Annotated in this window: 14 protein-coding genes; 9 read left to right on the top strand and 5 right to left on the bottom strand. The window is 69.8% G+C overall.

Features of this window, described 5'->3' with window-relative positions:
* Positions 1 to 13 precede the first annotated feature (13 nt).
* Positions 14 to 823, top strand: a complete 810-nt coding sequence (locus AC07XP_RS24265) for a helix-turn-helix domain-containing protein (protein WP_495266109.1) — start codon at positions 14 to 16, stop codon at positions 821 to 823.
* 116 nt (positions 824 to 939) lie between these two features.
* The gene (locus tag AC07XP_RS24260; RefSeq protein WP_495266108.1) at positions 940 to 3471 is read left to right on the top strand and encodes a penicillin acylase family protein; all 2532 of its coding nucleotides are present in this window, start codon (positions 940 to 942) and stop codon (positions 3469 to 3471) included.
* Between the two features lies 1 nt (position 3472).
* Here AC07XP_RS24260 and AC07XP_RS24255 read toward each other — a convergent pair whose 3' ends face one another.
* Positions 3473 to 4738 carry an MFS transporter gene (locus AC07XP_RS24255; RefSeq protein ID WP_495266107.1) on the bottom strand — a complete coding sequence of 422 codons (1266 nt, stop codon included), beginning with the start codon at positions 4736 to 4738 and terminating at the stop codon, positions 3473 to 3475.
* Between the two features lie 175 nt (positions 4739 to 4913).
* On the opposite strand from AC07XP_RS24255, the gene AC07XP_RS24250 reads away from it, so the two are divergent.
* The 7 genes from AC07XP_RS24250 (at position 4914) to AC07XP_RS24220 (ending at position 12688) form a co-directional block, all read left to right on the top strand.
* A complete protein-coding gene (locus tag AC07XP_RS24250) occupies positions 4914 to 5861 on the top strand; it encodes a GlxA family transcriptional regulator (protein ID WP_495266106.1) in 948 nt (315 codons plus the stop codon).
* A 104-nt stretch (positions 5862 to 5965) separates the two neighbouring features.
* Positions 5966 to 6799 (top strand): SDR family NAD(P)-dependent oxidoreductase, encoded by an 834-nt coding sequence (locus AC07XP_RS24245; protein WP_495266105.1) that lies wholly within the window; start codon positions 5966 to 5968, stop codon positions 6797 to 6799.
* Positions 6800 to 6931: 132 nt separating this feature from the next.
* A complete protein-coding gene (locus AC07XP_RS24240) occupies positions 6932 to 8047 on the top strand; it encodes a BMP family ABC transporter substrate-binding protein (RefSeq protein ID WP_495266104.1) in 1116 nt (371 codons plus the stop codon).
* A gap of 102 nt (positions 8048 to 8149) precedes the next feature.
* Positions 8150 to 9436 carry a guanine deaminase gene (guaD, locus tag AC07XP_RS24235; protein ID WP_095744216.1) on the top strand — a complete coding sequence of 429 codons (1287 nt, stop codon included), beginning with the start codon at positions 8150 to 8152 and terminating at the stop codon, positions 9434 to 9436.
* An 85-nt stretch (positions 9437 to 9521) separates the two neighbouring features.
* Positions 9522 to 10088, top strand: coding sequence for a dCTP deaminase (gene dcd, locus AC07XP_RS24230; protein ID WP_062477547.1), 567 nt, complete (start codon positions 9522 to 9524; stop codon positions 10086 to 10088).
* 112 nt (positions 10089 to 10200) lie between these two features.
* Positions 10201 to 11088 (top strand): KPN_02809 family neutral zinc metallopeptidase, encoded by an 888-nt coding sequence (gene ypfJ, locus AC07XP_RS24225; RefSeq protein ID WP_159277955.1) that lies wholly within the window; start codon positions 10201 to 10203, stop codon positions 11086 to 11088.
* A gap of 130 nt (positions 11089 to 11218) precedes the next feature.
* Positions 11219 to 12688, top strand: coding sequence for a DEAD/DEAH box helicase (locus AC07XP_RS24220; RefSeq protein ID WP_062477554.1), 1470 nt, complete (start codon positions 11219 to 11221; stop codon positions 12686 to 12688).
* Positions 12689 to 12760: 72 nt separating this feature from the next.
* Here AC07XP_RS24220 and AC07XP_RS24215 read toward each other — a convergent pair whose 3' ends face one another.
* The 4 genes from AC07XP_RS24215 to AC07XP_RS24200 are packed head-to-tail and all read right to left on the bottom strand — an operon-like array spanning position 12761 to position 17191.
* A complete protein-coding gene (locus AC07XP_RS24215) occupies positions 12761 to 14398 on the bottom strand; it encodes a rhodanese-related sulfurtransferase (RefSeq protein ID WP_495266103.1) in 1638 nt (545 codons plus the stop codon).
* On the bottom strand, positions 14395 to 14994 hold the full coding sequence (locus tag AC07XP_RS24210; RefSeq protein WP_390345733.1) for a cysteine dioxygenase family protein: 600 nt from the start codon (positions 14992 to 14994) through the stop codon (positions 14395 to 14397). Before AC07XP_RS24210 ends, AC07XP_RS24215 begins: the two co-directional genes overlap by 4 nt.
* On the bottom strand, positions 14991 to 15962 hold the full coding sequence (locus AC07XP_RS24205) for an ABC transporter substrate-binding protein (protein WP_495266102.1): 972 nt from the start codon (positions 15960 to 15962) through the stop codon (positions 14991 to 14993). The genes AC07XP_RS24210 and AC07XP_RS24205 overlap by 4 nt, the downstream gene beginning before the upstream one ends.
* Entirely contained in the window at positions 15959 to 17191 is a 1233-nt protein-coding gene (locus AC07XP_RS24200) for an acyl-CoA dehydrogenase family protein (RefSeq protein WP_495266101.1), read from the bottom strand. Before AC07XP_RS24200 ends, AC07XP_RS24205 begins: the two co-directional genes overlap by 4 nt.
* Positions 17192 to 17261: the final 70 nt, after the last annotated feature.

Below are 17261 nucleotides of genomic sequence, written 5' to 3'. Positions count from 1 at the left end.
CAAGCGAGACGGCATGACCACCACGCGGCACAACTCCCTGCACCTGTGGGACGACAGGTTCCTCTACATCACGCCGGCGATCCAGTCGGGGCTCACGGCCCGTTCGTCGGCCACGCTGCTGGCCTCGGTCAGCGGCCACCCCTTCACGCTGGAGGCGGTCGACGGCACGCGCGTGCGCTGCACCGCAGCGCTGGTGGGGCCGCACGTGTCGCGCCGGCTCGACGTCGACGGCTGCGGGCTGCTGTCGCTCAACCTCGACCCGGCCTCCAGCGCCTACCGAATGCTCGCGCGGCACATGGGCGGCCACGGCATCCAGCCGATCGACGCGCGCCGCTTCGGCCGCGCGCGCGACGACTTCGAACCGGCACAGCACGGCGCGCTGTCCGACCGGCGCCTGCAGGTGCTGAGCTCCAGGCTGGTCACCGCGATCACCGAGTGCCCCGAGATCGAGGCCGCCATCGACCCGCGCATCGAGCGCGTGCTGCAGGCCATCCGCACGCATGCGGGGCAGATCCCGCTGCGCGAGCTGTCGGCGCTGGCCTTTCTCTCGCCCGACCGGCTCACGCACCTGTTCGCGCAGCAGGTGGGCGTGTCGATCAAGCGCTATGCGCTGTGGACCAAGGTGCGCCGCACGGTGCAGCAGTTCACCGCGCGCCGCCCGCTGACCGACGTGGCGCTGGCCAGCGGCTTCACCGACGCGGCGCACATGAGCCGCACCTTCCAGCGCTACTTCGGCCTGTCGCCGTCCTTCCTGTCGAACCAGGTGCGCGTGACGGCCGACGAGCAGGCCTCGCACGCGTGGGGGCGTGGCCTCGCGCACTGAGGCGCCTTCGAAGGTCTTCAGGCGCGGCGCAGGACAGCGGCTGCGTTCAAGCCGCAGCCGGCCTGCCTGCCTAAGCTGGCGGTGCTCCATCAAGAGAGCATCAACCGGAGACATCCATGAGACAGACATCCTCGCGCGGCGCCATGCCGCTGTCCCTGCTCGCGTTGGTCACAGCGACCACGCTCACCGCCTGCGGTGGCGGTGGTGGAGGCGGCAACGGGTTCCCGTTCTTTCCCATCGGCGGCAACCCGCCCACCAACCCGCCGGCCGAAGGCAGCTACAAGGCCGAGATCCGCCGCACCGCCCTGGGCGTGCCGCACATCAAGGCCGACAACTGGCCCGGCGTGGGCTACGGCTACGGTTTTGCGCAGGCGGAAGACGACCTGTGCACGATGGCCGACTCCTTCCTCACCTACCGCGGCGAGCGTTCGCAGTACCTCGGCGGCGATGCGCAGCTCGTGGCCAGCAGCACCATCGCGCGGCCGAAGAACATCGACTCCGACTTCTTCCACAAGCAGGTGATCTCGGCCGACGTGCTCGCGAAGATGATCGCGGCCCAGCCCGACAACCTGAAGCAGCTGGTCGAGGGCTTCGCCGCTGGCTACAACCGCTACGTGCGCGACGTGAAGGCCGGCGGCACGGCGCACCAGGCCTGCCGCAACGAAGCCTGGGTGAAGCCCATCACGGCCGAGGACATCTACCGCCGCATGTACGCGGCCAACCTCGCGGGCGGCTACAGCAACTTCCTGGCGAACATCGCCAATGCGATCGCACCCGCACCGGCGGCGCCCACCAAGATGGCTGCGCGCGGCGGCGCGAAGAAGGCCTCGCTGCAGGTGGCGGCGCTCGTCAACGTGCCCGAGCTGCAGGTCGGCGGCAAGGAGGGCGTGGGCAGCAACATGATCGGCTTCGGCACCGCCGCCACCGGTGACAGCAGCCCGCTGCTCTTCGGCAACCCGCACTGGTACTGGCGCGGGCCGGACCGCTTCTACCAGGCGCAACTCACGATTCCGGGCCAGCTCAACATCAGCGGCACCTCGTTCCTCGGCATTCCGGTGATCCTCATCGGCTTCAACGACAACATCGCGTGGAGCCACACGGTGTCGACCGCGCGCCGCTTCGGCTTCTACGAACTGAAGCTCGCGGCGGGCGACCCGACCAGCTACATGCGCGACGGCAAGCCCGTGAAGATGCAGGCGCTCAACATCACCGTCAACGTGAAGCAGACCGACGGCAGCGTGGCGCCGGTGACGCGCACGCTCTACAAGTCGGAGTACGGGCCGATGGTCAACCTCACGACCTTCGGTGCGCCGTTCGCCTGGAGCCAGACCACGGCCTTCGCGATCCGCGACATCAACGGCGAGAACTACCGCACCTTCAAGAACTGGCTGCGCTGGAACCAGGCCAAGTCGCTGGACGAGTTCATCGCCATCCAGCGCGAGGAAGCGGCCATTCCGTGGGTCAACACCGTGGCCGTGGGCCGCGGCGCGGCCAAGGCCTGGTATGCGGACATCGGCGCGATTCCCAACGTGTCGCCCGCCCAGGTGGCCAGCTGCACGACGCCGCTGGGCGCGGCGGCCGGCGCCTCGCTGCCGCGCGTGCCCTTCTTCGACGGCTCGAAGAGCGAATGCGACTGGCAGACCGATGCCGACTCGGCGCAGAAGGGCGCCATCGGCGCGGCTCGCTTGCCGAGCCTGCTGCGCGACGACTACGTCGAGAACTCGAACGACAGCTACTGGCTCGCGAACCCGAAGGCGCCGATGACCGGCTACCCGGCCATCATGGGGCCCGCGGGCACGGAGGCCGTGAGCTTCCGCACGCGCCTGGGCAACCTGATGGCGCAGGCGCGCATCGACGGCACCGACAGCTACGCCGGCAAGGCGGCCACGCCCGAGACCGTCAAGCAGATGGTGCTCAACAGCCGCGTGCTGACGGCTGAACTGTTCAAGGACCAGGCGCTGGCCATGGTGTGCGCGACGCCGACGATCAACGTGGCGACCGATCCGCAAGGCGGCGCCGCCATCGGGCGCGACGTGGACACCGGCCCGGCCTGCGCGGTGCTCAGGGCCTGGAACAACACGGGCACGCTCGGCGCGCGCGGTGCACACATCTGGGACGAGTTCTGGAACCGCGCGTCGCTGCAATCCGCGGCCACGCTCTACAACGTGCCGTTCAGCGCGAGCGATCCGATCCACACGCCGCGCGACCTGAAGGCCGGCGCCGCGAGTGCCCTGCAGCAGGCTTTCGGCGCGGCCGTCGCGCGCGTGGAGGCCAGCGGCTTCGCACTCGATGCGCAGCGCGGCGACTACCTGTTCGCCACGCGCGGCGGCCAGAAGATCCCGCTGTACGGCGGCTGCCATGGCCCGGGCTACTTCACCATCGCGTGCTCGGAGAATCGTCTGGACAAGGGCGGCTACACCATGGACGGCAACCCGAACGGCAACAGCTACATGCAGATCGTGCGTTTCCCCGAGGGCGGCGTCGAGGCGCACACCTTCCTGACGTTCTCGCTGTCGGACGACCCGGCCTCGGCGCACAACGCCGACTACACCCGGGCCTACAGCGCGGGGCAGTGGCTGAAGGTGCCGTTCTCCGAAGCGGAGATCAAGGGCGACGCGGCCTACCGCAGCGCCGTCGTCAGCGAGTAGATCAGCGAGTAGTGGACGACGTACGGGACGCGGCTCGCTGCGCGAGCCAGTTCCACCCGGCGCCTGCGGCCATGAGCACGCAGGTGCCGAGGAACACGGCGCGCATGCCGATGTGCCCGCCCACGAAGCCGCCCAGCAGCGGGCCTGCCACCTGGCCCGCGTACTGCGCCGACGTCGAGTAGCCCAGCATGTTGCCGGCCACGCGCTCGGGCACGTTGTGGCGGATCACGCTCGCAATACACGGCAGCAGCCCGCCGAGCGACAGCCCCATCAGGAAGCGCAGCACCACCAGCTGCCAGCCCGACGTGACGAAGGCCTGCGGAATCAGCAGCAGCGCCGACACCGCGAGGCACCCGACGATCACGTTCCAGTGCCCCACGCGGTCGGCCAGCTTGCCCAGCCGCGAGGCCGAGAGGATGCTGCCGAGCGCGGCGGCCGACATCACGAGGCCGGCCATCATCGTCACGCGCTGCGGGTCGTCGAGCAGCGTGGCGACGTAGACCGTGATGATCGGCTCGATCGACATGTTGGCCAGCATCAGCAGCATGCCGGTGAAGAGCATCGCGACCAGCGGGCGCTTGTCGGGCACGGCGGCCCAGCCGGTGTCGTCGGACGTGCCGCGTTGCTTCGATGCGGAAGGCGCCTTCTTCTCTTCACGGATGAGAAAGGCCGTGGCGAGAAAGGCGATGAAGATCATCGCGCCCGCCGCGAAGAAGGTGTTGCGGATGCCGACCAGCGGCGGCAGCACCCCACCCACCAGTGGCCCCACGAGGTTGCCCGCCATGATGGCCGACGACATCGTGCCCAGCGCCCAGCCCGTGCGGTCCTTGGGCGTCTGCGTGGCGACCAGCACCATCGAGCCCGAGGCGTACCCGCCGAGCAGCCCCGCCAGCAGCCGCAGACCCACGAGCTGCCACACGTTGGCCGCCAGGCCGATCAGCGCCATCGCCACCGCCATGCCAAGGCTCGCGCGGATCAGCATCGGCTTGCGCCCGTAGCGGTCGGCCAGCCGGCCCCACAGCGGCGCGACCAGCGCGGCGCTCAGGAAGGTGGCGCCATAGGCCGCGCCGGACCACTGCACGATGGCCGCGTGGTCCTTTACACCAAGCTGCTCGACGTACAGCGGCAGGAAGGGCAGCAGCAGCGTCATCGCGATGATGGTCGTGAAGGAGCCGAACATGCAGACGGCGAGGTTGCGCTGCCAGTGTGCGTGGGCGCCCGGTTCGGCTGTGGGTGCGCCTGCTGTCGTTGTCGTCGGGTTGGTCATGGTGGGGAACGCCCATTGTGGGACGACCCGCGCGGGCTGGCGCTTGCCGATTGGTGGGGGCACCCATCGCCGCGCGGGAAGGCCGCGGGCCGTATCCCTCCCGCTGGCGCGGTGGGACGGGTTGGTCTAGCCTTGCGTCTGCTATCTCGAACAACCCTCTTTTCAGGACATGGCCATGAAACGCATCGGCATGCTCGTCTTCCCCGGTTTCCAGATCCTCGACCTCGCTGCCATTGCCGCGTTCGAGCTCGCGAACATCCATGCCGGCAAGCCGGTCTACCAGGTCGAGCTGCTGTCGGAAGAGGGCGGCCTCGTGACCAGCTCGTCGGGCGTGGTCACCGACAGCAAGCGCTTCGGCACGGGGAAGTTCGACACGCTGGTGATGAGCGGCGCGCTCTTCATCGCGCCCACGTCCGAGAAGATGTGCCGCTTCCTGCGCGCGGGGCTGCGCAACGCGCGCCGCGTGACCAGCATCTGCACCGGCGCCTTCGGGCTGGCGGACGCGGGCCTGCTCGACGGACGCCGGGCGACCACGCACTGGTCCTTTGCGGGCGAGCTGCAGAAGCGCCATCCCGCCGTCAAGGTGCAGCCCGACCGCATCTTCATCAACGACGGGCCGGTGTGGACCTCGGCCGGCATGACGGCGGGCATCGACCTCGTGCTGGCACTGGTGGAGGAAGACCTCGGCGTGGAGGCGGCACGGTTCGCGGCGAGGAAGCTGGTCGTGTACCACCGCCGCGCGGGCGGGCAGTCGCAGCATTCCGCGCTGCTCGAGCTGGCGCCCAAGTCGGACCGCATCCAGAAGGCGCTGGTGCATGCGCGCGCCAACCTGCGCGAGACGCTGTCGGTGGAAGAACTGGCCGAGGTCGTGCACCTCAGCCCGCGCCAGTTCAGCCGTGCCTTCAAGGCCGAGACCGGGCAGTCGCCGGCGCACGCGGTCGAGAACCTGCGCGTGGAGGCGGCACGCGCGCTGATCGACGAGGGCAGCCTCGCGCTCGGCGTGGTCGCGCGCGAGACGGGCTTCGGCGACCCCGAGCGCATGCGCCGCGCCTTCCTGCGCACGCTGGGGCATCCGCCGCAGAGCGTGCGACGCGTGGCCCGGCGGGAGGCTGCGGCGGCGTGAGCAGTGCATGTCCTGAAAGGTGGCTTATATGACATTTACGCCATCTCCTTGCAGGAAGAGACTTCTCCCCACGGCCACACACCCGTGGCGACGAAGGAAACTCCATGACTGCAACTCAAGCAAATCTGAACAAGGGCACGGCCCTCGTCACCGGCGCGTCGTCGGGCATCGGCGCCGTCTATGCGGACCGTCTCGCGCGGCGCGGCTTCGACCTGATCCTGGCGGCGCGCAACCGCGAGCGCCTCGCCGCGCTGGCCGCGAAGCTCTCGGACCAGACCGGGCGCAAGGTCGAGGTTCTTCCGGCCGACCTGTCCGACCGGAAGGACATCGCCTCCGTGGAGTCCGTGCTGCGCACGCGTGGCGACATCACCCTGCTGGTGAACAACGCCGGCTTCGGCGCCGCCGCGCCGCTGCTCGGCTCGGACATCGACAAGATGGAGGAGATGATCGAGCTCAACGTGAGCGCGCTCACGCGGCTCACCTATGCGGCCGTGCCCGGTTTCGTCGAACGTGGTGCCGGCACGCTGGTGAACATCGCCTCCATCGTGGCGATCTCGCCCGAGACGCTCAACGGCGTGTACGGCGGCACCAAGGCCTTCGTGCTGGCGCTGAGCCAGTCGCTGCAGCACGAGCTGAAGGACAAGGGCGTGCGCGTGCAGGCGGTGCTGCCCGGCGCGACAGCCACCGAGTTCTGGGGCGTCGCGGGCGTGCCGATGGCGCACCTGCCCAAGGAGATCGTGATGACCGCGCAAGACATGGTCGACGCGGCCCTCGCGGGGCTCGACCAGGGCGAGCAGGTCACGATTCCGGCGTTGCCCGATCTCGCCGAGTGGGATGCGTTCGACGCGGCGCGGCGTGCGATGTCGGGGCGGTTGTCGAGCACGGTTCCCGCCGCGCGCTACCTGGCGAACGGGGCGGATGCGGCGGCGCGGGCATGACACCTGTGCCTGCGTGGCTGTGGGCGGCGAGCAGGGCTCGCTGAGCCCCGACGCTTAAAATCTCCACCCCGCAGCAGGGCGTCCCGGCCTGCTGCGGGGTTTTGCTTTTCCGGGGCCATGTAGAGGAACACCATGTACAAAAACCTCGCGGGCCGCGCCGTTCTGGCGCTGGCAGCCGCTTGCTTTTTATCTCCCGCCCTGTCCCAGACCGCACCGCCGAAGCCGCCTCCCGCCAAGGACGCGCTGAAGGTCGGCTTTGTCTACGTCACGCCGGTCACCGATGCCGGCTGGGTGCGCCAGCATGAAGAAGGCCGCAAGGCCGTCGAGGCCGCGCTGGGCCCCCGCGTGAACACCGTCTTCGTCGAGAACGTGCCCGAGGGCGCCGACGCCGAACGCGTGATCCGCGACCTCGCGCAGCAGGGCAGCCAGCTGATCTTCACGCCCAGCTTCGGCTACATGGAGCCGACGCTGAAGGTCGCGAAGGACTTTCCCGGCGTGAAGTTCGAATCGATCACCGGCTACAAGACCGCGCCCAACGTCGCCACCGCCAACGCCCGCTACTACGAGGGCCGCTACCTCGCGGGCATCGCGGCCGGGCGCATGACGAAGACCAACGTGGCCGGCTACGTCGCGGGCTTTCCGATTCCCGAGGTGCTGCAGGGCATCAACGCCTTCACGCTCGGCATGCGCTCGGTGAACCCGAAGGCCAAGGTGATCGTGGTGTGGCTCAACGAGTGGTTCGATCCGCCGAAGGAGCGCGACGCTGCGATGGCGCTGTTCAACCAGAACGCCGACGTGCTCGCCTTCCACACCGGCTCCACCGCCGTGATGGCCGCCGCGCAGGAGCGCGGCAAGATGGCCGTGGCCTACCACTCCGACATGCGCAAGATCGCGCCCGACGCGCAGATCGTCGCGGTCACGCACCAGTGGGGTGGCTACTACACGCAGCGCGCGAAGGCCGTGCTCGACGGCACCTGGAAGAGCGGCAACCTCTGGGGCGGCGTGAAGGAAGGAATGATCCGCGTCGGCGACTTCGGTACCAAGGTGCCCAAGGCCGTGCAAGAAGAGGTGCTGGCGCGGCAGAAGGACATCGCGGCGGGCAAGCTGCAGCCGTTCCGCGCGGCGGCGGCCGATGTGCGCGACAACGAAGGCCGCGTCGCGATCGCCAAGGGCGTGCAGCTGAGCGACGAGCAGATCCTGCAGATGAACTGGCTGGCCGAGGGCGTGCAGGGGCGGGTGACGCGCTGAGCGCGGCCTTTTGCCCCGCCTGAAGAGAGCGTTGCGCGTATAGCACTCATACGCGCAGGGCAATTCCCACCGTCCGGGGCTGGATTACCCTCCGCATCCACGATGAAAAAAGCCTACCGCGCCTCCCTCCTGCGATTCGACGCCGCCGGCCTGCCTGTCTTCGACGAGGACGGCCTGCTGGTCGTCGCCCCCGACAGCACCGGCCGCCAGCGCGTGCTCGACGCCGGCAGCCATGCCGACGTGTCGCAGCGCCATGCCGGCGCCCACACCACCCACCTGCCGGGCCGCATCCTGGCGCCGGGCTTCGTGGACATGCACGTGCATTACCCGCAGACCGACATCATCGGCGCGCCCGCCGCCGGCCTGCTGCCCTGGCTCGAGAACTACACCTTCCCGGCCGAAAGCAAGTTCGCCGACCCCGCGCATTCGCGCGTGGTGGCCGACGTGTTCTTCGACGAGCTGCTGCGCAACGGCGTGACCACCTCGCTGACCTTCGCGACCTCGCACGTCGCCTCGGTCGACGCCTTCTTCGAGAGCGCGCAGCGCCGCCAGCTGCGCATGATCACCGGCAAGGTGCTGCAGGACCGCAACTCGCCCGACGGCGTGCGCGACGACACCGAGCAGAGCCTGGTCGACACCGAGGCGCTGATCCGCAAGTGGCACAACGTCGATCGCCTGGGTTACGCCATCACGCCGCGCTTCGCGCCCACCAGCACCGATGCGCAGATGCGCGGCGCCGGCGAGTTGGCCGCGAAGTACGGCGACACCTGGATCCAGTCGCACGTGGCCGAGAACCGCGACGAGGTGAAGTGGGCGCGCGAGCTGTACCCCAAGTCGCGCTCCTACCTGGACGTGTACGCCGACTTCGGCCTGCTGCGCGAACGCGCCGTGTACGCCCACTGCATCTACCTAGACGACACCGACCGTGCGCTCATGCACGAGACGAAGACGGCCGCCGCCGTGAGCCCCACGAGCAACCTGTTCCTGGGCAGCGGCTTCTTCGACTTCGGCGCGGCCGACCGCCTCGAGCAACCCTACGGCCTGGCCAGCGACGTGGGCGGCGGCACCAGCTTCAGCCCCTTCCACACCATGCTGGCCGCGTACTACGTGGGCCGCGAGGGGCAGACCAAGACCGGCCTGAGCATCGCGCCCTCGCGGCTGTGGTGGCACCACACCGGCGGCGCCGCGCGCTCGCTGGGGCTCGACGGCGTGGTCGGCAACCTGCAGCCGGGCTGCGAGGCCGACTTCCTGGTGCTGAACCCGTCCGCCACGCCGCTCCTGGCGCGCAAGACCTCGCTGGCCAACAACCTCGAAGAGCTGCTGTTCGCGATGATCGTGCTGGGCGACGACCGGCTGGTCGAGCGCACGGTGATTTCGCAGGCGGGCTGAGCGGCGCCGGCGGGGGGAGGGCGCGCAGGGCGCCCATGCCACAATTCGGCCCCGATTTCCCCCGCAGCAGCATCAGCGAGCGCATATGAGCATCAAGAGCGACAAATGGATCCGGCGCATGGCCGAGAACGAAGGAATGATCGATCCCTTCGAACCGGGCCAGGTGCGCGAGAACGACGGCCACAAGATCATCAGCTACGGCACCTCGAGCTACGGCTACGACATCCGGTGCGCGCCCGAGTTCAAGGTCTTCACCAACATCCACAGCACCGTGGTCGACCCGAAGAACTTCGACGAGAAGAGCTTCGTCGACATGCACGGCGACTACTGCATCATCCCGCCCAACAGCTTCGCGCTGGCGCGCACCGTGGAGTACTTCCGCATCCCGCGCAACGTGCTGACCATCTGCCTGGGCAAGAGCACCTACGCGCGCTGCGGCATCATCGTCAACGTGACCCCGTTCGAGCCCGAATGGGAAGGCTACGTGACGCTGGAGTTCAGCAACACCACGCCGCTGCCCGCCAAGATCTACGCGGGCGAAGGCTGCGCGCAGGTGCTGTTCTTCGAGAGCGACGAGGTCTGCGAGACCAGCTACAAGGACCGCGGCGGCAAGTACCAGGGCCAGCGCGGCGTCACGCTGCCCAAGACCTGACAGCCTGATACAGGCATCCTGACCGCCGGTTACGTTCCGGGCGGCCGGGCCAAGTACCATCCTGCGACGTTCCGGCAAATACGCCGTTCAGCAAGCCGGCAAGGAGACTGCGATGAGATGGGAAGGCAACGAACAATCCGACAACGTCGAAGACCGCCGTGACGGCGGGGGTGGCGGCGGAGGCGGCGGTTTCATCGGTGGGCGCGGCATCGGCATCGGCACCATCGCGGTCGCGCTCATCGCTGGCTGGATCTTCGGCATCAACCCGCTCACCGTGCTGAGCCTGCTCAGCGGCGGCGGCGACCCGGTCCAGGTGCAGCAACAGCAACAAGGCCCCGCGCCCAAGCCGCCCACCGGCGACCGCGAGGCGGCCTTCGTCTCCACCGTGCTGAAGAACACCGAGGTGGTCTGGACCGATCTCTTCCGCAAGAGCGGCGGCAATTACCAGGCGCCCCGGCTCGTGCTGTTCCGCGGCGCCACGCCCACGGCCTGCGGCACCGGCCAATCGGCCATGGGGCCGTTCTACTGCCCGGGCGACAAGAAGGTCTACATCGACCTGGCGTTCTACGACACCCTCAAGAACCAGCTCGGCGCGCCCGGCGAGTTCGCGCAGGCGTACGTCATCGCGCACGAGGTCGGCCACCACGTGCAGGACGAACTCGGCATCACCGCCAAGGTCGACGGCATGCGCGGGCGCCTGAGCCAGTCGCAGAACAACGCCATCAGCGTGCGCGTCGAGCTGCAGGCCGACTGCTTCGCGGGCGTGTGGGCGCACCACTCGCAGGAGTCGAAGAAGTGGCTTGACCCGGGCGACATCGAGGCCGCCATGAACGCCGCGCAGAAGATCGGCGACGACGCTTTGCAGCGTTCCGCAGGCCGCGCCGTGGTGCCCGACAGCTTCACCCACGGCTCCAGTGCACAGCGCCAACGCTGGTTCGGCACGGGCTACCAGACGGGTGAAATGAAGTCCTGCGACACCTTCAACGCGCGCAATCTGTAAAGATTGTCTCCCGAGAGCCCCGAGTTCATTGAGGTCTTTGCTATTGAATAAATAGCAATTCGGCCTGCGCGGATGTTGTCGTTTCGTTGTCACTGCCGTTTTTTGCGGCAGTGCGACAATAGAAGGCTCAATGACAATGTCCTTCTCCAATCTTTCGCTGGCAGAACCGCTGGCCCGCGCCGTGGCCGAAATGGGCTACGAGACCATGACGCCCATCCAGGCACAGGCCATTCCGGTCGTGCTTTCAGGCCAGGACGTGATGGGCGCCGCGCAGACCGGCACCGGCAAGACGGCGGCGTTCTCGCTGCCCTTGCTGCAGCGCATGCTCAAGCACGAAAACGCCTCCACCTCGCCCGCGCGGCATCCGGTGCGTGCGCTGGTGCTGCTGCCCACGCGCGAGCTGGCCGACCAGGTCGCGCAACAGGTCAAGCTGTACGCCAAGTACACCAACCTGCGCAGCACGGTGGTGTTCGGCGGCATCGACATGAAGCCCCAGACGCTGGAGCTGAAGAAGGGCGTCGAAGTGCTCGTGGCCACGCCGGGCCGTCTGCTCGATCACATCGAGGCCAAGAACGCGGTGCTCAACCAGGTCGAATACGTCGTGCTCGACGAGGCCGACCGCATGCTCGACATCGGTTTCCTGCCCGACCTGCAGCGCATCCTGAGCTACCTGCCCAAGCAGCGCACCACGCTGCTGTTCTCGGCCACCTTCTCGCCCGAGATCAAGCGGCTGGCCAGCAGCTACCTGCAGAACCCGGTGACCATCGAAGTGGCACGGCCGAACGAAACGGCCTCCACCGTCGAGCAGCACTTCTACAGCGTCTCTGACGACGACAAGCGCCGTGCGCTCAAGCAGATCGTCAAGCAGCGCGGCATTACGCAGGCCTTCGTGTTCGTCAACAGCAAGCTCGGCTGCGCGCGCCTCGCACGCTCGCTGGAGCGCGACGGTCTGCGTACCACCGCACTGCACGGCGACAAGAGCCAGGACGAACGCCTGAAGGCGCTCGCCTCGTTCAAGGCCGGCGAAGTCGACCTGCTGGTGTGCACCGACGTCGCGGCCCGCGGCCTCGACATCAAGGACGTGCCCGCCGTCTTCAACTTCGACATCCCGTTCAACGCCGAAGACTACGTGCACCGCATCGGTCGCACGGGCCGTGCCGGCGCCTCGGGCCTGGCCGTGAGCTTCGCCAGCGGCGGCAACGATGCGCGCCTGGTGGCCGACATCGAGAAGCTGATCAAGAAGAAAATCGAGCTCGAACCCGTCGAGTTCGAAGAAGACCGCCCGCGTGGCCGCATCAACGACGGACGCCGCCACTGGCGTGAAGAAGGCGAAGCCGGCGACGCACGCGACGTGCTCGACCAGCCGCGCGAACGCCGCGAAGCCGACACCCGCCGCAGCATGAGCGGTGGCGGCCGCCCGCACCGTGCGCCGTCGGCGCCGCGCGACCCGTTCTTCGACAAGCCCTACGAGTCCGGCGAGCGCGAAGCCGCGCCGGCCTGGGAAGCGTCGGCCAAGGCCGCGCCCGCGCGCGGCATCTCGAGCAACATCAAGAGCAAGCGCAAGGTCGCGGCACTGTTCAAGGCGGCCGAGCCGGGTTGAGCCGGGGCTGCGCGACAGCGAAAGCAAAAAAGCCGGGCATGCCCGGCTTTTTTTCGTCTGCGCTCTGCGCGCTCAGGCCACGCGGAAGTGATGCGTGCCGTCGCGCCCCAGCTGCTCCACCAACCCGAACTCCCAGTCCAGGTAGCCCTGCATGGCCTCGGCGGGCGCGTCGGTGCCTTCGTAGGGTCGGCGGTAGCGGTCGGTGCGGGCGGTGGCCAGGCGGGTCTCGCCGGTCTCGGCCGGCAGCCCGGCGGCGAACCAGGCGGTGTTGCCGCCCGTGAGCACCTGCACTTCCACGTCGCGCTGGCCGCGCGCATCGAGCAGGGCGCGCAGGTCCGCGGCGGCGTAGCGCGCGAGCAGGCTGCTGCCGCAGGTCAGCACGTAGCGCGGGGCGGACGGAAGGGCCTGGCGGTCGAGCGCCTGGGCGAGCTGCGCGCGGATCGCGTACCAGGCGCCGGGGATGTGGCGCTTCACGTAGTTGGCGCTCGTGGTCACGTCGATCACGGCGGTGGTGGGTTGCTGCTTCAGCAACTCGGCCAAGGCCTGCGGCGCGATCTCGGTGACCGTGGCCGCGACGGGCGGGTAGGCCGACGTCGGCGTGCCGGTTTCGCTGAGCGCGGCGGCTGGCGGCACCGCATCGGGCACGTACACCTCCCAGCCCATCTGCGCGAGCCATGAGGCGCTCATCGACGCGCGCACGCCGTCGTCGTCGGCCAGCACGATGCGTGCGCCGCGCACCGGCACCTGGTGGTCGGTTTCCTGCACGAGCTGCCCGCCGGGCGCGCTCGCGAAGCCGGGCAGGTGGCCGGCGGTGTATTCCTCGGGCGTGCGCACGTCGAAGCGGTACACGGTGCGGCCCGGGGCCTCGAGCGTGCCGAGTGCGTCGAGGGCGATGCGGTGCACGCCCGCGGCGTCGGCCACGCGGCGCGCATCGGTTTGCGCCTGCGCGCGGTTCGCCTCAGACACTGCAGCCGGTGCCTGCCGGCCCGCGCCGTGGTCGAGCACCTGGCCCGCGAGCTTCCAGCCGATGGTGCCGTTGCGCAGCGCCGCGACCGGGTTCGGGATGCCCGCGTTCACGAGCGACTGCGTGCCGATGATGCTGCGCGTGCGGCCCGCGCAGTTCACGATCACGCGCGTGGCCGGGTCGGGCGCGAGCTCGCGCACGCGCAGCACCAGCTCCGCGCCCGGCACGCTGGTGGCCGAGGGGATGCTCATGGTCTGGTATTCGTCGAAGCGGCGCGCGTCGAGCACGACCACGTCGGCGCGGCTGTCGATGAGCGCCTTCACCTCGGGCGCCGACAGCGACGGCGTGTGCCGCTCGTGCTCGACCAGCTCGCCGAAGGACTTGCTCGGCACGTTGACGTCGCGGAACAGCTCGCCGCCCGCTGCGCGCCAGCCTTCAAGGCCGCCGTCGAGCAGGTGCACGTTGGTGTAGCCGAGCGCGGCGAAGGTGCGTGCCGCGAGAGGGGCGAGATCGACACCGTCGTGCGCGCCGTACAGCACGATGAAGGTGTCGCGCCGCGGGATGCGTCGCCACGCTTCGATCTCGATGCGCGACAGCGGCAGGTTGGCGGCCCACAGCGGGTGCTCCTGCGCGAACGGGTCTTCCTCGCGCAGGTCGAGCAGCGCGGTCTCCTCGCGCGCGATCAGCCGTTCGCGCAGCGCGGCGAAGGGCAACAGGGGAAAGGAGGCGGTCGTTGTCGTCGTCATGCGGCAGTGTTTCGGAGTTCGGCGGAGCGGTCCCACAGGTTGGGCAGCAGCGTGTTGGAGTAGCCGGAGACGAAGGGCTTGCGCCCGCCTTCGGCCGGGTAGGTGTGGCGGCGCACGGCGCCGATGTTGGCGCCGTACACGTGGATGCTGATCGACACGCGGTCGGCGTGCGCGTTGTGCACGCGGTGCAGGTCGCCCACGGTGGGCGACACGGCCTCGACATGGCCCGCATCGAGCCGCACCGGCTCGCCCCGGGGCCGCGCGGTGCCGTCGGCGTCGAGCGCGTAGGGCTGGCTGTACTCGGCGCCGCGCAGCATGCCGATGAGGCCCCACACCGTGTGGTCGTGGATCGGCGTGGCCTGGCCCGGACCCCAGACGAAGCTCACGACCGAGAAGCGCTCGGTGCTGTCGGCGTGCAGCAGGAACTGCTGGTAGTAGGTCGGGTCGGCCACGGCGAAGGCGTCGGGCAGCCAGTCGTCGCGCGCCACCAGCGTGCGCAGCAGCGCGCCGCCTTCGGACAGGATGCGCGGCTCGTCGGGCCGGCTGTCGAGCAGCCGGCCGAAGGCGCCGACGAAATCGCGCAGCGGAGCAATCATGCGGGGCGTTTCCAGAGTTGGGTGTCGGTGATCGCGCGCACATCCACGCGTGTGGGAAGGATACCGTCACGCGCCGAGCGGTCGGCCACAGTTTGCAGCGCGGCGATGTCGGCCTCGCTCACGGGCCGCCCCGCCACCGAGGCGCGCGCCGTGATGAGCCGCGCCGAGGCGATCGGCAGCCGCGTGAGCTGGCTGTAGGCCTGCGCATAGGCCTCGGGGTTGGCCAGCGCCCAGTCGCCCGCGCGGGCGAGCCGCTCGAGGAACTGCACGATGGCCGCGCGCTTGGCCGCATCGGCCAGCGAATGCTCGCTCGCGGTGATGAAGCCCAGCGCCGTGTTGATGCCGCGCCCGTCGCGCAGGACGCGCCCGCCCTGCTGCAGCGCGATCGCGTAGTAGGGATCGAAGATGGCCCAGGCGTCGATCTGCTTCGACGCGAACGCGGCGGCCGCGTCGGTGGGCAGCACGAACTTCACCGTGACCTCGTCGCGCCGCACGCCGGCCTCTTCGAGCGCGCCGTAGAGCTGGTACTGCGAGATGCTGCCGCGCGCCGACGACACGACCACCGTCTGGCCGCGCAGGTCGGCCACGCGGCGCAGCGGTGAGTCGGGCTGCACCACGATGCCCAGCGACTCGGCCTTGCCCACGCGCGTGGCGACGATCTTCAGCGGCGTCTTGCCGACGGCCGCCGCGAGCACCGGCAGGTCGCCGGCCATCGCGGTGTCGACGGCGGCGCTGCGCTGCGCCTCGAACAGCGGCGCGGCGCCCTGGAAGTTGGCCCAGCGGTAGGCAAAGGGCGCGTCGTCGAGGGCCTTGGAGGCCTCGAATAGCGAGCGCAGGCCGCCGGCCTGGTCGCCGAGCACCAGCGTGGCCTGGGGTTGCGCCAGGGCGCGCAGCGGGCCGGCCACGGCCAGCGACAACGCAGCGCCTTGCGCGAGCCAGCTGCGGCGAGAAATTGGCAGCGCGCTCATGCCGCACCTCCCGCTGCCTGCAATGCACGCTGCCCCGCCGCGACCAGGATCGCGTCGTTCTGCGGCGTGTGGATGCGGCTGCACAGCACGTCGCGGTAGTGGCGTTCGAGCGGGTTCTGTCGCGTGAGGCCGTGGTTGCCGCTCAGCTGCAGCGCCAGCTCGACCACGCGGATGGCGTGCGTGGTCACGGTGTGCTTGAGCAGGCCGCTGTCGGTGGCGGGCGGCGTGTGGCCGCTGTCGACCGCGGCGGCCGCGTCGTCGAGCAGCACGCGGTTGGTGCGCAGCAGCGCCTCGATCTCGCCCACCTGCTCCTGCACGCGCGGCAGGCTGGCCAGCGGCGCACCGAGACTGCCGGGCGCGCGCCGGTTCAGGAAGTCGACCAGCCAGTCGCGCGCGGCGCGCGCCACGGCGTCGTAGAGGCTGCCCAGCAGCACGACCATCCAGGCCTGCTGCGCCGCATGGGCGTCGATGTCGGTCTGGCTGCCGGCGCCGGGCGCCCAGTCGGCGGGCGCGCGCAGGTCGACGGCGTGGTCGGCGGCAATGGCGACGTCTTCGAACACCACCTCGTGGCTGCCCGAGGCGCGCAGGCCCAGGTGGTCCCAGCTCGCGATCACGCGGATGCCGGGCGCGTCGCGCGGCACCAGGAACACACCGGTGCGCGGCGCGGCCTCGTCGGTGCGCGCCCAGACCGCCAGCCACGACAGGCCCTCGATGCCGGTCGTGTAGAGCTTGTGGCCGTCGATGCGCCAGCCCTCGGGCGTGCGCCGCGCCACGGTGCCGGGCAGGCCGCCGCGTGCCGGCGAGCCCAGCGCGGGCTCCACGCGCAGCGCGTTGATGAGCGCGCCGTGCGCCACCGCATCGCGTGCCACGCGCTCGCGCAGGTGCGCGGGCCAGCGGCTCTCGCGGCGCGCGAGCGCCTGGTGCTGCAGGTAGGTCATGGTGAGGATCAGCGCGGTGGCGGGCTCGCCGCGCGCCACCGCCGCGATCACGCGGCGCGCCGTGGCCAGCGTGGTACCGCCGCCGCCGTATGCGGCGGGCGCGACGAGGCCGACCAGGCCGTGCGCCTGCAGCGCCTCGAAGTTCTGGCGCGGAAAGGCGCCGCTGCGGTCGTGGTCTTCGGCCGTGGACGCGAACTGGTCCGACAGGCGGGCCAGCACGGCGGGATCGACGGAGGGCGGGGTGTCTGTTTCGGGAACGGCCGGCGCGCGGCGCAAGGGGAGTGCACTCATGGTGCCCGCACGGTAAAGGCCCGCTGCCAGCGCGCGAAGGATGCATCGCGCATATCCAAATTCGTTTTTC

Source organism: Variovorax sp. GW531-E2, assembly GCF_059423125.1.
This window is presented reverse-complemented; position numbering and strand designations above follow the sequence as displayed.